This is a genomic window from Enterococcus sp. DIV0421 (genome assembly GCF_051713745.1).
Classification (GTDB): domain Bacteria; phylum Bacillota; class Bacilli; order Lactobacillales; family Enterococcaceae; genus Enterococcus_D; species Enterococcus_D casseliflavus.
This window is the reverse complement of sequence record NZ_JBIOQM010000001.1, coordinates 1,335,901-1,349,958: the sequence shown is the minus strand read 5'-3', so window position 1 is coordinate 1,349,958 and position 14,058 is coordinate 1,335,901. Positions and strand designations below refer to the sequence as shown.

The 14,058-nt window shown below is 37.8% G+C and carries 15 protein-coding genes; 11 read left to right on the top strand and 4 right to left on the bottom strand.

The annotated features are described in order from the left end of the window. The first annotated feature begins 65 nt into the window (after nt 1-65). From IGI96_RS06645 to IGI96_RS06630, 4 genes are all read left to right on the top strand, one after another. Complete coding sequence (locus IGI96_RS06645) at nt 66-557, top strand: helix-turn-helix domain-containing protein (protein WP_016608533.1); 492 nt, start codon at nt 66-68, stop codon at nt 555-557. 113 nt (nt 558-670) lie between these two features. Beyond that, nucleotides 671-877: a hypothetical protein gene (locus tag IGI96_RS06640; RefSeq protein WP_005230526.1), complete on the top strand. Its 207-nt coding sequence runs from the start codon at nt 671-673 to the stop codon at nt 875-877. Nucleotides 878-1,052: 175 nt separating this feature from the next. Further along, on the top strand, nt 1,053-1,346 hold the full coding sequence (locus tag IGI96_RS06635; RefSeq protein WP_086338792.1) for a hypothetical protein: 294 nt from the start codon (nt 1,053-1,055) through the stop codon (nt 1,344-1,346). A 13-nt stretch (nt 1,347-1,359) separates the two neighbouring features. Next, nucleotides 1,360-1,752 carry a hypothetical protein gene (locus tag IGI96_RS06630; RefSeq protein ID WP_086338791.1) on the top strand — a complete coding sequence of 131 codons (393 nt, stop codon included), beginning with the start codon at nt 1,360-1,362 and terminating at the stop codon, nt 1,750-1,752. 161 nt (nt 1,753-1,913) lie between these two features. Here IGI96_RS06630 and IGI96_RS06625 read toward each other — a convergent pair whose 3' ends face one another. Both IGI96_RS06625 and IGI96_RS06620 read right to left on the bottom strand, forming a co-directional pair. After that, nucleotides 1,914-2,240 carry a YbjQ family protein gene (locus tag IGI96_RS06625; RefSeq protein ID WP_086338790.1) on the bottom strand — a complete coding sequence of 109 codons (327 nt, stop codon included), beginning with the start codon at nt 2,238-2,240 and terminating at the stop codon, nt 1,914-1,916. A gap of 15 nt (nt 2,241-2,255) precedes the next feature. Beyond that, nucleotides 2,256-2,987, bottom strand: coding sequence for a MerR family transcriptional regulator (locus IGI96_RS06620; RefSeq protein WP_086338789.1), 732 nt, complete (start codon nt 2,985-2,987; stop codon nt 2,256-2,258). A gap of 462 nt (nt 2,988-3,449) precedes the next feature. On the opposite strand from IGI96_RS06620, the gene IGI96_RS06615 reads away from it, so the two are divergent. Continuing rightward, nucleotides 3,450-7,343, top strand: a complete 3,894-nt coding sequence (locus IGI96_RS06615) for a bacterial Ig-like domain-containing protein (RefSeq protein ID WP_438713264.1) — start codon at nt 3,450-3,452, stop codon at nt 7,341-7,343. A gap of 815 nt (nt 7,344-8,158) precedes the next feature. Here the strand turns inward: IGI96_RS06615 and IGI96_RS06610 are convergent. Both IGI96_RS06610 and IGI96_RS06605 read right to left on the bottom strand, forming a co-directional pair. Continuing rightward, nucleotides 8,159-9,973 (bottom strand): alpha/beta fold hydrolase, encoded by a 1,815-nt coding sequence (locus IGI96_RS06610; RefSeq protein ID WP_086338787.1) that lies wholly within the window; start codon nt 9,971-9,973, stop codon nt 8,159-8,161. A gap of 55 nt (nt 9,974-10,028) precedes the next feature. Continuing rightward, a complete protein-coding gene (locus IGI96_RS06605; protein ID WP_086338786.1) occupies nt 10,029-10,613 on the bottom strand; it encodes a TetR/AcrR family transcriptional regulator in 585 nt (194 codons plus the stop codon). Between the two features lie 173 nt (nt 10,614-10,786). Here IGI96_RS06605 and IGI96_RS06600 point away from each other — a divergent pair, with 173 nt between their 5' ends. The 6 genes from IGI96_RS06600 to IGI96_RS06575 all read left to right on the top strand — a co-directional run bounded on the left by IGI96_RS06600 (nt 10,787) and on the right by IGI96_RS06575 (nt 14,028). Further along, on the top strand, nt 10,787-11,035 hold the full coding sequence (locus IGI96_RS06600; RefSeq protein WP_086338785.1) for a hypothetical protein: 249 nt from the start codon (nt 10,787-10,789) through the stop codon (nt 11,033-11,035). A 134-nt stretch (nt 11,036-11,169) separates the two neighbouring features. Beyond that, entirely contained in the window at nt 11,170-11,454 is a 285-nt protein-coding gene (locus IGI96_RS06595; RefSeq protein WP_086338784.1) for a hypothetical protein, read from the top strand. A gap of 117 nt (nt 11,455-11,571) precedes the next feature. Beyond that, nucleotides 11,572-11,943, top strand: coding sequence for a hypothetical protein (locus IGI96_RS06590; protein WP_005230536.1), 372 nt, complete (start codon nt 11,572-11,574; stop codon nt 11,941-11,943). Between the two features lie 31 nt (nt 11,944-11,974). After that, the gene (locus tag IGI96_RS06585; protein ID WP_086338783.1) at nt 11,975-12,232 is read left to right on the top strand and encodes a hypothetical protein; all 258 of its coding nucleotides are present in this window, start codon (nt 11,975-11,977) and stop codon (nt 12,230-12,232) included. 354 nt (nt 12,233-12,586) lie between these two features. Continuing rightward, a complete protein-coding gene (locus IGI96_RS06580; protein WP_086338782.1) occupies nt 12,587-12,937 on the top strand; it encodes a winged helix-turn-helix transcriptional regulator in 351 nt (116 codons plus the stop codon). A gap of 146 nt (nt 12,938-13,083) precedes the next feature. Then, entirely contained in the window at nt 13,084-14,028 is a 945-nt protein-coding gene (locus IGI96_RS06575; protein ID WP_086338781.1) for an NADP-dependent oxidoreductase, read from the top strand. The last annotated feature ends 30 nt before the right edge of the window (nt 14,029-14,058 follow it).

Genomic DNA, 14,058 nt, shown 5'->3' with positions numbered 1-14,058 from the left:
AATTCCTGTTAAATGATAGGTTTTATGTCAAAATGAAGGGTAGAAATGGATGAGGAGTGGTTGGAATGAAAGAAACGATATTAGCAATGAAGCTGAAAGAATATAGAGAAAAAAACAAGCTAACGCAAAGTATGCTCGCAGAATTATTAGAAGTAAGTGACAAGACGATCTCAAAATGGGAGTTAGGTGCTACGTACCCTAGCAAAAAAAATATGATCAAAATAGCCGAAGAATTGGATATCTCATTAGAAACATTACTTTTGGAAGAAACTAAGAAAGACAATGATGATTTAAAAGTAAGTATCAAGTATGGGGTGATTAGTTTTTGCTTGATCTTTTTTGCCACGATGATCATAACTTCGTTCAATCAAGACTTCAGCACGATTATGAATCTTTCTATTCAAGAAAAATTTGGTGTATTGTTAACCACCGCTTTAAAACTATTGAGTATCTCTGTGCCGCCAGCGATTATCATTGGCTCCGTGTTTTATTTTTATATCTTCCCTAAAAATAAAAAAGAGAACGAACCATTTCCTCGATTTCGACGGAAATGGTAGATTAGATTATAGGAATCAAGTCATGGACAGAAAAACAGCATTTTAGATAAAAAAGAGTACTCAGTCTGGCTGGTGTGAAAAGCGCATAAATTTTACAAGAAGGAGAGAGCAGGATGGGACTATTTGGTAAAAAGAAAGAAGTCAGAAATTTAACGAAGGAAGAAGAAGCAGAAATCAAAGAAGAAATGGCACGACAAATGCTTTCAAAAAACGAAAATGATATTGGCATGGTCAAGAAAATCAAAGATCTGACAAACATGAGCACAGGACAAGCGAAAGAGCTATTCCTGAAATTCAGGGATGAGTTAACCGAGAGATAGCGGATAGGTGATCAGCCAACAACAGCCTTTCAAATGCGAGGCAGATTCGCTTCATTGACAGCTTATGCGGTTGAAAAGGATGTTGTAATCTGGTCAGTTAGTTTTATAAAACTCGGTTACGCCGTAGCACTTCTATTACAATCAAGATTTTTTTCTTCTACTGGAGGGCACAACGATGTCGAAAGATTTAAAAAAGGTTTACAGTATTACGGTTATTCAGGTAGTGATTTACGTGATTGCATTCGCCATGGCTTTTCTTAATCGCGGGATCTCACCGAACTGGCCCTTCTACTTGGTCCTAGTAGGAATATTAGTAGGATTTTTTATCCCCCAAAAATATCGCTCCCAATTTTCTTCGACTGCTCCGGGTATTTTTTTAAAGAACCGTACGAGACGTACAGAAAATATAATCGAACTGACCGTCACTTGTTTCGTCATTTTTCTGGTTATTTATTTAAATCTTGTCTAGAGGGGGTGTGACTATGAATACTATCAAAAAGAAGCGGCGGTTAGGATTGGTGGGTCTTTATTTACTTTTGGCTATAGTGTCCTCACTTATACGACAAGTGAAGTACTATGGCATAACGGCGATACTTATGATCATTCTCACTTTCCTCGTACTGGTCATTTTATGGGGGTCTTTGCTTCGTCACAACGTTATTGGTGTCACTTGGACAAGTATGACTTATGAACCAAATCTTCATAAAAGTGAACGGGTGTTTTTGTTTAGCCTCGTTACTTTGGTAGCGCCGGTTCTTAGATTTCATGACTTGACTGTCTATGATTTAATCGTTTCTGTTGTAGCTATATTGCTAGGGATAGTTGGTTTTGTAGTAAATGAGCATCGTTTAAATCGGAAAAAACAAAAGGCTTAGTAGAATTTTTCATTTGACCTCAGAAGTGACCGTTTTTATGCGGTCGCTTTTTTAATGAAATAAATGATCTTTTAAGCGCAATGAAAATAAATCAGATCACGGTGATCCGCACCGTGCTTTCTTTATTTTGAACCGCTTTTTATAGAAACATACAGAATTCTCTAGTCTTCAACAACAACGGCTGTTCCGCTGGCTGTCACCACAATTAACATAATATCTGAATTTACAAATTGATTGTAGCTGATACGCGTATTGACTATGGCGTTTGCCGATAAGCGATGCGCTTGTTCTTTCAATTCCACGAGAGCTAACTTTCTTCCTTTAGAATATTCATCAGAATAGGTAGTAGATTTTCCACCAAATATCCCTTTTATCCCACTTATGGCATCCATTACGATGTTCACGGAAATCACTTGTTCATTAAAAATAGCTCCTTTTACTTCACTGATTTTTTGGTCTGCAATGGTCTCGGTTGTTACTAAATACATAATAGATTCCTTCTTTCACAATTTCATTTCTACAGTAAAAATAGTGGTGTTGTTATAGGCTAATGAGCAATAGACGTTTTCAAAAAATAAGAGTTGATTTTGAGAAATATCTCTGACAGACAGCAGTTTGTCCGTTAAAAAAAGGTCGATATTTTGTTTGATACAATCTTCCGTCTCCACGATAAAACTCATACTTGCATAAGTCCCTTTAGTAAAAGCAAATTCCCCTTCTTCCTTTTTACTTTCAAGACAAGGGATATCTTCATTTTCACGATGAACATAAAAAATTTGATCGAGAGAGGATAGATTCATATTATTGGCTTTTATCAAATCCACCTCGCCATTTTCCACAACTGATTCTGGAAAAGAATGAAAATAACGATCGGACCTCTCGAAGAAACTTATTTCGTTTAACTTGTAGGAATTTTGGGCTTCGATAACGGCGTGTACGGTATTTTTTATAGCCAGCAATTCATCGATCTTTTTTTGGATCGTTTGTTCGGCTTCAGTAAAAAAAGGTGCCATGTTTGATTGGGTCAAAATGGTTTTGATGGAACGAAGCGAGTAACCAATATTTTTAAAAACGAGAATCTGATAGAGTTTGTAGACATTTTCTTCATCAAAGAAAAAATACCCGTTTTCATTCCGTTCCTTTGGTGTGAGCAATTCGATATCAATATAGTGTCGAATGGTGTGTTTCGAAATAGAAAACAATGATGCTAGTTCACTTGTTGTAAGTAATTTCATAAGTAGCCTCCTGAGGATAAGTATATCGTGTCGGGTAACCACACAGTCAATAGCTTATGAAAAAATATGGAATATATCTTCTTCTAAAACACAATTCTCGTACACTGTTATACCAAAATGTCAGTTCTCTAGTGAGAAGCATCCAAAGTCTGCAGTTCTAATATTTTAGTTCCATGAAAAAAATAGAAATTCCTATGCACAAAAAAAAAGGATAATAGAAAAAGTACGTTTATAGTTTTGGATTATATAATTATAAGGATGAGATGGTTAAGATGAAGAAATAATAGATAGTAAGCCTCCCTTGAATTGTAGGTTACGCACTTGTGATATAGACATTATAAATCATAGCATTTAGCAAATAATTTTATGTAATAACCGTTGTTAGGTGCTTTTTTTTAATAAATTAAAATGCCGTAGTTTAATGCTAAGATGCCGTTTGTTAAATCGAAATGAGGAGAAAAAATGAAAAATAAACATATGCACCTTTTTTTAGTTGGATTATTGTTTGGGTCAATTGTAATGAATCCAGTACAAGCATTGACAGATACGCTCGGAATAGCACCCGCTCAGGAACAAGAAGCTGCCAATCTTTTATCGGAACCTTTGAACAGCTTTGAAAAAAGTGAAAATCAGGAACCGTCGCCTGATAACAAAGATGTATTTTCTGAAAGTGAAGCTAATGAAAACCTTTTGGAGAATGAAACGTCAAGCAGTCTAGAAGATGATGCTGCTATGAATGAGGAGCAATCGGATAACAGTAAAGAACTATCTGAAAGCCAGTCATCTGAATCCAATACGAGTGAAAGTATGAAAGATAATGCTGACCAGAATCAAATACATAAAAAAGACTCAAAGATGCTTATGGCTCCAATGGAAGCTTCAGAAACGTTCACTTATGATTTAACAGTCGAATATGATCCTCTTAAGTTTAAATCTTTGGTAATCGATTTACCCATTCCTGAAAAATATATACAGGATGAACTATATTTTCGTCTTCTGTTAGGTGGAGATGACGGAAATTTTTACGAGTACAAATCGGATCAGCAATATTTCATGACAGGTTCATCACATAGCAATCCAGTAATAGGAGTGAACACTTTACAAATGTCATGGAGTAATTTCACTCAAGGTTGGAGCCCTGATGATTATGAATATTTTGGGTTTACTGTGGTTATTCCTTACAAAGATGCTAACGGGAATGACCTATTTACAGCTGCATACAATATCCGTTTTACAAACAGCCACTTAACTATTCAGTATGTAGATGAATCAGGTCATGAAATCTACCCTTCACGTCGAATTGATGATAGTAGAAATCAGCCCTATAACGTTTCAACTAGCGACTATATTCCACAAATTCCAGGATATGAGCTAGACACAAGTAAGTTGCCTTCTAATGCTATTGGAGTATTTCAACGTGGTGAATTTACTGTTACCTATGTTTATCAGAAAGTGCAAATTGATTATACCGATATTTTGATTAAAGATAGTACTATTCATACACAGGACACATGGTCACCGATCGATAACTTTATCGAGGCTTCATCAAAAGAAGGGAAACAGCTAACTTATGAGGAATTTTTGGCAAACGGCGGGATTGTCTCTGGTACAGTAGACACACAGACAGCGGGTACTTATACGGTTCGTTATACTCTCAATAATCTAACCAAGGATGCAACAATAGTTGTTAAGCCTCGGCTGACCGCCATAAATGTCTCTGACTCAACAATCTATGTGGGTGATCCATGGGAAGCAGAGGATAATTTTGAGAGTGCATTAGACAAAGATGGCAACGATGTTGATTTTTCAGCCCTAACGGTCGATGCCAGTAAAGCAGATACGAGTAAAGCCGGCAGTTTTGACGTCACGTATACGTACGATGGTGTAACCAGTACAGCGATTGTTACGGTCAAAGAAAAACAAACTGCGGTGAACGTCCATGATTCAACGATCTACGTGGGGGATAGCTGGGAAGCAGAGGATAACTTCGATAGTGCGTTGGATAAAGATGGTAATCCGATAGATTTCCAAGAACTGACGGTCGATGCTAGTAAAGCAGAAACAAATAAAGCAGGTACTTTTGAAGTCACCTATACGTACGATGGTGTAACGAGTACAGCGATCATTACGGTCAAAGAAAAAATGACAGCCGTCAACGTCCATGATTCCACGATTTATGTGGGTGATTCATGGCAAGCAGAAGATAATTTCGATAGTGCGTTAGATAAAGATGGTAACGACGTTGCACTTTCAGATCTGACGGTCGATGCTAGTAAAGCCGACACAAGTAAAGCAGGGACCTTTGAAGTCAAGTACACGTATGATGGTGTAACGAGTACAGCGATTGTTACAGTCAAAGAAAAAATGACAGCCGTCAATGTCCACGATTCCACGATCTACGTGGGGGATAACTGGGAAGCAGAAGATAATTTCGATAGTGCGTTAGACAAAGATGGCAACGATGTTGATTTTTCAGCTTTAACGGTCGATGCTAGTAAAGCCGACACGAGTAAAGCAGGCAGCTTTAAAGTTACCTATACGTATGATGGTGTAACGAGTACAGCGATTGTCACAGTTAAAGAAAAAATGACAGCCGTCAACGTCCATGATTCTACGATTTATGTGGGAGATAATTGGGAAGCAGAAGATAACTTCGACAGTGCGTTAGATAAAGATGGCAACGATGTTGCACTTTCAGATCTGACGGTCGATGCCAGTAAAGCAGATACGAGTAAAGCAGGCAGCTTTAAAGTCACGTATACGTATGATGGTGAAACGAGTACAGCGACTATCACGGTCAAAGAGAAAATGACAGCCGTTAATGTTCATGATTCTACGATCTACGTGGGAGATAACTGGGAAGCGAAAGATAATTTCGATAGCGCATTAGACAAGGATGGGAATTCAGTAGATTTCCAAGATCTGATTGTCGATGCTAGTCAAGCAGATACGAGTAAAGCAGGCAGCTTTAAAGTCACGTATACGTATGATGGTGAAACGAGTACAGCGACTATCACGGTCAAAGAGAAAATGACAGCCGTTAATGTTCATGATTCTACGATCTACGTGGGAGATAACTGGGAAGCGAAAGATAATTTCGATAGCGCATTAGACAAGGATGGGAATTCAGTAGATTTCCAAGATCTGATTGTCGATGCGAGTCAAGCAGATACAAGTAAAGCAGGCAGCTTTAAAGTCACTTATACGTATGATGGTGTGACCAGTACAGCGGTTGTTACAGTCAAAGAAAAACAAACTGCTGTCAATGTCCATGACTCCACGATTTATGTAGGAGATACTTGGGAAGCAAAAGATAATTTCGATGGTGCGTTAGATAAAGATGGCAACGACGTTGCACTTTCAGATCTGACGGTTGATGCGAGTCAAGCAGATACAAGTAAAGCAGGCAGCTTTGAAGTTACCTTTACGTACGATGGTATAACCAGTAAAGCGATCGTGACAGTCAAAGAGAAAATGACAGCCGTTAATGTCCACGATTCTACGATCTATGTAGGAGATAATTGGGAAGCAGAAGATAATTTCGATAGTGCATTAGACAAAGATGGCAACGATGTTGATTTTTCAGCCCTAACGGTCGATGCCAGTAAAGCCGACATGAGTAAAGCAGGCAGTTTTGAAGTTGCCTACACGTATGATGGTGTAACCAGTAAAGCGATTGTCACAGTTAAAGAAAAAATGATAGCCGTCAACGTCCATGATTCTACGATTTATGTGGGAGATAATTGGGAAGCAGAAGATAACTTCGATAGTGCGTTAGATAAAGATGGCAACAATGTTGATTTTTCAGCTCTAACGGTCGATGCTAGCAAAGCAGATATGGGTAAAGAAGGAACCTTCAAAGTTACCTATACGTATGATGGTGTAACGAGTACAGCGATCATTACGGTTAAAGAGAAAATGACAGCCATCAATGTCCATGATTCCACGATTTATGTGGGAGATAAATGGACGGCAAAAGAAAATTTTGACAATGCATTAGACAAAGCAGGAAAGAAAGTCGTGTACGAAGACTTGACAGTAGACGCCAGTCAAGTTGATCCGAGCAAAGCAGGTAGCTATGAAGTATCGTATAGTTATGATGGAATTACGGTAACGGCTACAGTCACAGTAAAAGAAAAACCTAGCCAAGAAAAACCTGCAGATGATTCAACGCATGCGACACCAGAACAAGAGAAAGAGAATCAGAAAAAAACAACTCCTGATAGTAAGAAACATGTAACACTTCCTAAAACAAATGAAAATAAATCAGTAGTTGAATTAGTAGCAGGTGTCATAATTGTGCTTCTGACAGGTGTAATTTTCTTTTGGAAAAAAAGAAAAGCGAAGAAAGTGTAATGTCTAAAAAATAAAGTATGCGGGATTTATTTCCGGGTACTTTATTTTATTTGAAAAAGACTTCAGCCAAGTTTCTCTTTCTTACTAGGTTAGAGAGAGAAACCTTCACAGAGGCCATGTAGGTCACATAAAATCAACTCCCGAGCAACAGAAAGTAGATGATGAATCTATTAAATTTACTGTTAAGAAATGACTTTTACGAATTTCTTTATGAAATTTTTTTAAATCATTCGATACAGTGTACGGGACCATAAGACCATTTATTTATCCATAAAAATGAAGACTATAATACCCTGGATTTTGTTACATTTCTTGTATAATTTATTCGCTTTATTACTCTCTCTAACATGGAAAGAAGCTAATCAAAGGATCGTTTCTTATAATTAGCTTCTTTTTTATTACTTAGCTATTGTGGATAGATACCATTTTATTTACTTATCCTAGATAGTTTTCTTATCTTAACTTTTTGTTTATCTGATTTTTTTATAACGATAACCAAGAGTCTCTTGGCATAATACCAATTTTGACTCCGATACTATTTTCATCAAAAATAGTAGAGCAGGCTCCTGATAGAATCGTTTCTTCTGGAAAGCTAACAAGTGTGGATGTCCGTGCCGCCAGAAGAGCTATGGATAGATTTTTCATGTAAATTTATTTCATAGAGAATCATATCTTCTTACATGAAGGATGTTAAGAAGATACTGACACCATTCTCATCAAAGAGAGGGTCACCTTTCAATAACTAATTATATTAAGTAGGAATTTTCGGTAGTAAGGTTAGCGCAATTGATCAATCATCGCATGCCTCTCTAAAATCACCCTTCGATCAACTCTACCAGCACATCAGCTGTTTCTTGCGGATGGCTGATTGGAAAATGATGACCCAATGGCAGATCGACTATTTTAGTCGTTTCTCTTGGCGGTAAATAGCTTTTATCCTCGGTTCCCCATATGATCGGAATTGAAGGGTCTATTCTTTGGTGAAGGGTCATTTCTTTTAACAACCGATTTAGTTGAAGTGTTGTGTTGACTATCCGTGAAGAACGAACACTCTTCTTCACTCTTTTTAAATATTCACTAGAAGAGGCTGCTTCGTCTATCAGCAGTCCTTTTTTTGTAAAATAGGCGAGTAGTTGTCGTTCAGAGACATGCTTTAAAGCTAGTTTACTGAGCCATGTTGCAGGGACCGAATCGGTTTTGTGGACAGGTGGTTGTAAAAGAATCAGTTGATCGTTCTCTGAAAAGAAGCGCTGTTCAGCGGCTGTTAGTAACAAGGCAGCACCAAAAGAATGGCCGATAAAGACAGAGCCATCAGGCAGGATATTCTTTAGTGAGCGTATCAACTCAAGATATGGTGTCAACAGCTGTTGCTTTTTAATAAACGGAGATCTTCCGAATCCTGGTAAGTCTGCAATGATAATTTTTCTGCCTGTTTGTTTATTCAATGCTAGTCCCAGTTGAAAGAGATCGGTGCCATCGCTAAATAAGCCATGCAAAAGCACGAGAGGAGTAGCAGAGCCCTCCAATTGATAGACCGTCGCTTCGTTGACAGCTATGCGTGTGTAGGGTGTTAGGCTTTCTTCCCCATAGGTCAAGCGAAAATCAATGTCAGCTACTGCTAATGGGATGTTTGATGCTGCGATTTTTTTAATCAGTTTCGGCTCAAAATCGCGTTTTGTCAGCCGATTGTCAAACGTTCTATTGGTTAAAAAGTTTAAACTGCTTTCAGGAATCCCCGTTAATTTGCTTCCGCCAGCTGCCATAACGAACTTGAGTAAACCAAAAGGAACAGTCAGACGAGGTTTGTTTCGATTAAGACTTTCAGAAATCAGTCCCATCAGTTGAACGATCTCTTTATCGGCGTGTTTATCGGCAACAAGGGGATACGTCATTTCGTCTTTTGTCTCATTGAATATGGTTTTGACAATAAATTGTGCGAGTACATTTTTATTGATCAACGGCAGTCGATAGTCGGTTCCTCCGGGGATAACCGGTAAGGCTCCACTTCGGATTATTTTTATAAATAAGCCAAAGCCTTCGAGCTGTTCGGTGCTGCCTGTTTGCTCATCACCGATGACGGTTGGCGGATTGATTACTGCTAAAGGAATATGGTGCTTTTTCGCTTCTTGTCGAATATAAATATCAGATAAAAACTTCATCTGCTCATAGGGCGGGGTTCCAAGTAACGCTGGATGCACCTCTTTGAACACATCCGTCGTTTCCCAGACAGAAGAATCATCCGTGAATGGGCTCATGTACCCAGCTACGTGGATGATCTTTTTCAATTTGTTTCTCTTGTTGATTTCTGTTGCAAGTGTCATGAGGTTTTTGCTGCCTTCTAAAAAGGAGCGCTTCGCGGCTACTTCTGATAAGGTGATATCCATCGGACCGCCGCAGTGAAGAATCATGTTGCAGTTCATCACTCGTTCTTGGTCGATCGCATTTAAGCCTAAGTTCTCTTTTGTTAAATCGCCTGTTACCAACACTATTTTTTCAGGGGCTAATGCTTGCAATGGTCTTGCTTTCGCTGGATTTCTGACAAGTAATGTTAAGAAAACATCTTCCCTTGCGAGTTGTTTGACGATTTCTTTGCCAATAAACCCAGTTGCCCCGATAATTAAAATATTCATTATTTTCTCCTTTTTTAGAACTATTTAGTCCTAATTTTATATAAAAAAATTACTCTTAAACGAGTAATTTAAATAAATTTTTGGCTGTAGTAGTGAGATACTGACTCTCTTTTTTTACTTCTGCTAAAAAGAGTGCCCCTTCAAGGTTATTCACAAAAATCTCCGCCGTTTCTTTGACGTTGATGTCTTCACGAAATGCTTTAGTATTTATTCCTTCTTGAATCAATCCCTCGCAGATACGCGTTAAATAATCAAAAAAATGATTGATTTTTTCTTGGACCAGCCGATCATTTTTCGGTGCTTGCATAATGAAAGTAATGAAGGGACAGCTGCCTTGATAGTCCCGCTCTTCAATTTCTTCAGCTAAACTTTCTAGAAAGGTCAGCATTTTTTCTTCCAAAGTTAGATTGGTCTGTTTCAAAATGTCTGCTAGTTTTTCTCGGTATACAGTGATCCAAAAATCAATCACTGCTAGTAATAATTCCTCCTTGCTTGAGAAGTGGTAATAGACATTTGATTTTGACACACCGCTTTGCTGCACGACCTCATCCATACTGGTATACGTGTAGCCGACTTTGAGAAAAAGGCTGGCGGCTGTTTCGATCACTCGGTTTTTATTTGAATGTTTATAATTTGTCATAATAGAACTATATAGTACTAATTGAGTCTTGTCAATTTTTTGTTTACCTGATTCATTTTCTTTTTATTGTTGTAAAATTAATGTTAAAAAATAATTTAAGGTTCTTTTTTTAATGGTTGGTATGTATAATAAGAACATACAGTAAGAAAGTGTATGCTGAAAAGAGGACCCTTATGAAAAAATTTGCACTCGGCGTTTTTTGTTTCAGTCTTTTTATCACGGTCGTTGGCTTTTTTTTACAGACGATTTTGATCCCTATTCAAGATTTTGACACAATCAGCAAAGAAGAACTTAAGAATATCCAACTTGATCTTGCTATTAATTATCCATTAGGAACTGGTATGCTCTATGTCGGGCTTCCTTTGTTAGTATGCTCGAGTGGTTATTTGGTTTTTTGTTATTTTAGAGATAGGAAGAACTGAAGCTTATCTTGAAAAAATGCTTAAGAGGAACGCAATATAATATGATGTACGTTTGTATTTGAATGAAAAGGTAACTATTGTTTGTTTGGATCTGTAATGTTTGAGGAAATACTAACTAATTAAGGAAGTGCTTTATGAAAATAAATGATGTTTTGCATAGACGCCAGTATACGATTAATTTATCTTCTAATACTCCACCGCTTGATTTAGCTTCTTTAAGTAATATGGGGGTCTGGAGTAAACCAAAAGAGAAACACTATATATTGACTTTGACACACAATGACGATCCCATTAACGATTCTTCTATGTTTGAGAAAATTTTTAAGGAGCGTACTGGATTACAGTCAAAAGATTTTATATATGAAGCAAAACATGGACCGATGACCCTACAACGTGCTGTTGATTCGACTTGGTTTTGAAAATATAGAGTTTTTTGAATAGATGCAATAGCACAAATGCATGAAATCATGGCATTGAGATTATTTTGAAGGAATTGAAAATAATGAATTTTTTTAGGGAAGCAGGTCTGAATAGCTATGAACAATCACGAAAAGAATCGAAAACAACATTCAATTAGCAATCTATCTAGTAATTCCTTTAACGTAATGAATACAAAATCTGATCCTTCACAAACTGGATCACCAATACCTTTTCAAAATGGCGACTTTTCATCAGTTGATCGAAACATTCATTCTTCAAAAACAGTCGCTGAAATGCTTTGTTTCTATTTAGCAGGTAGTATTATTGCGGCAATTGGGTGTTATTTGTATATTAAGCTGCCCTTATTTGCTAATTTACTTGAGAATACGATTTTATCTTTTGCTATTACTTTTGGGATTATCATCCTAAGCTTTGTTTTGTCTCATTTTATAACGAAAGTACTTACTGCTCATATCAGAAATAAATGACCAATATGAAATGAATTGTGAGGATAAATAGATGTATTCAAATTACCAGAAGCTGCCGCACTATTTAAAAAAGTGGTATGCATTATTTTATATTTTACCATTGATGCTTCTCTTATTTGTTAATGCCCTAACAGCTTGGTTATCTTTTCCCCTAAACATAGGAATTCTATTGATTCTTTATGGAGTAAGTTGTTTGATTGCTACCAAGGCGTCTCAAGGTAAAAAAGAATGGTTTGTTCTAGATGGAATCACTTTTGGGATTGCCTTGATCACTCTTTCTATCATTTAATTGAAATAAAGGGGTAGCCTTTGATGCAGAGATAATAGTGGAGAACCGATTATTGCGCATGTCGTCTCTTCTTTCGTTGTGCTGGCAGCAACCATCTTGATATAAAAATTACTGTGCAGTGACTGCCTATAAGCGTAAAGGAATTGAGGATGGCTTGGTTGTACGCCTAGAAGCTCTAAAATTAGGTTGATTGAAGCCGATTTGAGAGTTCAGATAAGCGTTACGGGCTTGCTATTTTTTGCAGTCGTTATATACTGATGTCTATACTTCATGTTTTCGTATGTCGTCATCATTTCGGTAGTATTGCTGATATGAAAGACCGCAGCAAAAGTGAGCGAATAGGAGGAAGTAGTGATGCAGCAAACAGAAGAAACTGAATTATTTGTAGAATGCCCAGTGGCTAGCGTCCAGAAGGTCGTACGCGGCAAGTGGTCCATGGTCATCTTGTCCTTTTTACGGCACAAAACGCTTCGTTTCGGTGCGCTTAGTCGTAAAATGCCCATGGTGACCCAAGCAAATTCGACAAAGGAATTGCGCATGCTTGAAAGCTATGGCCTCATTCATCGTGAAGTCTATCCGCAAGTGCCGCCAAAAGTTGAATACTCACTGACCGAAATGGGGCATAAATTCATGCCAGTTTTGGATGCCTTAGAAACATTTGCTTCTACCTATGAGTCAGAAAACGAAAAAGTAGTCAATCCTTGAAGCGTTCAAGGATTTTTTTTGTGCCTGAAATCCGTATGATTACACAAATCTATTGAAAACGATAGTACCTATCAAAAAATATGGTACTTTTTATTATTGAGGTAACAGGTCATAATGAAATCATCTTAAGAAAGAAGGTTTTTTTTATGAAAAAAATGATACTGAATCAATATGGCTCTGTAGATGTTATGCAAATGGTTGAAACTGCTATCCCTGAGCCAGCTGCTAAACAAATTGTGATCAAAACCGCAGCGATCGGCGTGAATGATCCTGATATTGTTATTCGTGCGAATGGACCATTTCCAACGATGCCAAAAGAATTGAAACCTGTGCTTCCACACTCTTTGGGACAAGACTTTTCTGGTATCGTAACAGCTGTCGGAGATGATGTGACCCGCTTTTCAGTAGGTGATCATGTGGTTGGGATGGCGTTTATGAGTACATATTCTGAATACATTTTGTTAGACGAGTCAGCAGTTGTTGCTGCTGTACCGAAGGAGCTGGTCTTGGTGCCGTTAGGTGGATTTTTCCTTGGCGTAGCCACAGCTTATGGTGCAACCATTCGTGATGGTCAAGCAAAAGCTGGACAAAAAGTGCTGATTCATGGCGGTGCTGGCGGTGTCGGGTCTAAAGCTGTTCAGCTGGCAAAACATGCCGGGGCGTATGTCATAGCAACAGGCAGCGCTGAACAAGCTGACTATATGAAGGAGTTAGGGGCAGATGAAACGATCGATTATCAAACAGAAGATTTCACAAAATTGGTTTCTAATGCCGATTTAGTGGTTAATTTAACTGGTCCTAAAACATTGGAGAACAGTTATCAAGTAATCAAAAAAGGCGGGCGCGTCACTTCTGTTCATGCGCCAATCAACCAAGAAGAAACGGAGCGTAGAGGAATTACTGGTATGTATTCTATGGGGTTCATGACTGTTGAAGAGCTGGAAAAAGTCATTGATCTTTATGCGCAAGGAAAACTAGATGTCCTTGTAGACAAGACATATCCCTTTGAATTAGAAGCAATCAAGCAAGCTCACCTTGATTTCCAAGCAGGCGGAAATACTGGCAAAAAGATCATTGTCTTTGATAAATAGGGAGTAGTAAATAGAAATCGTACAATAGAG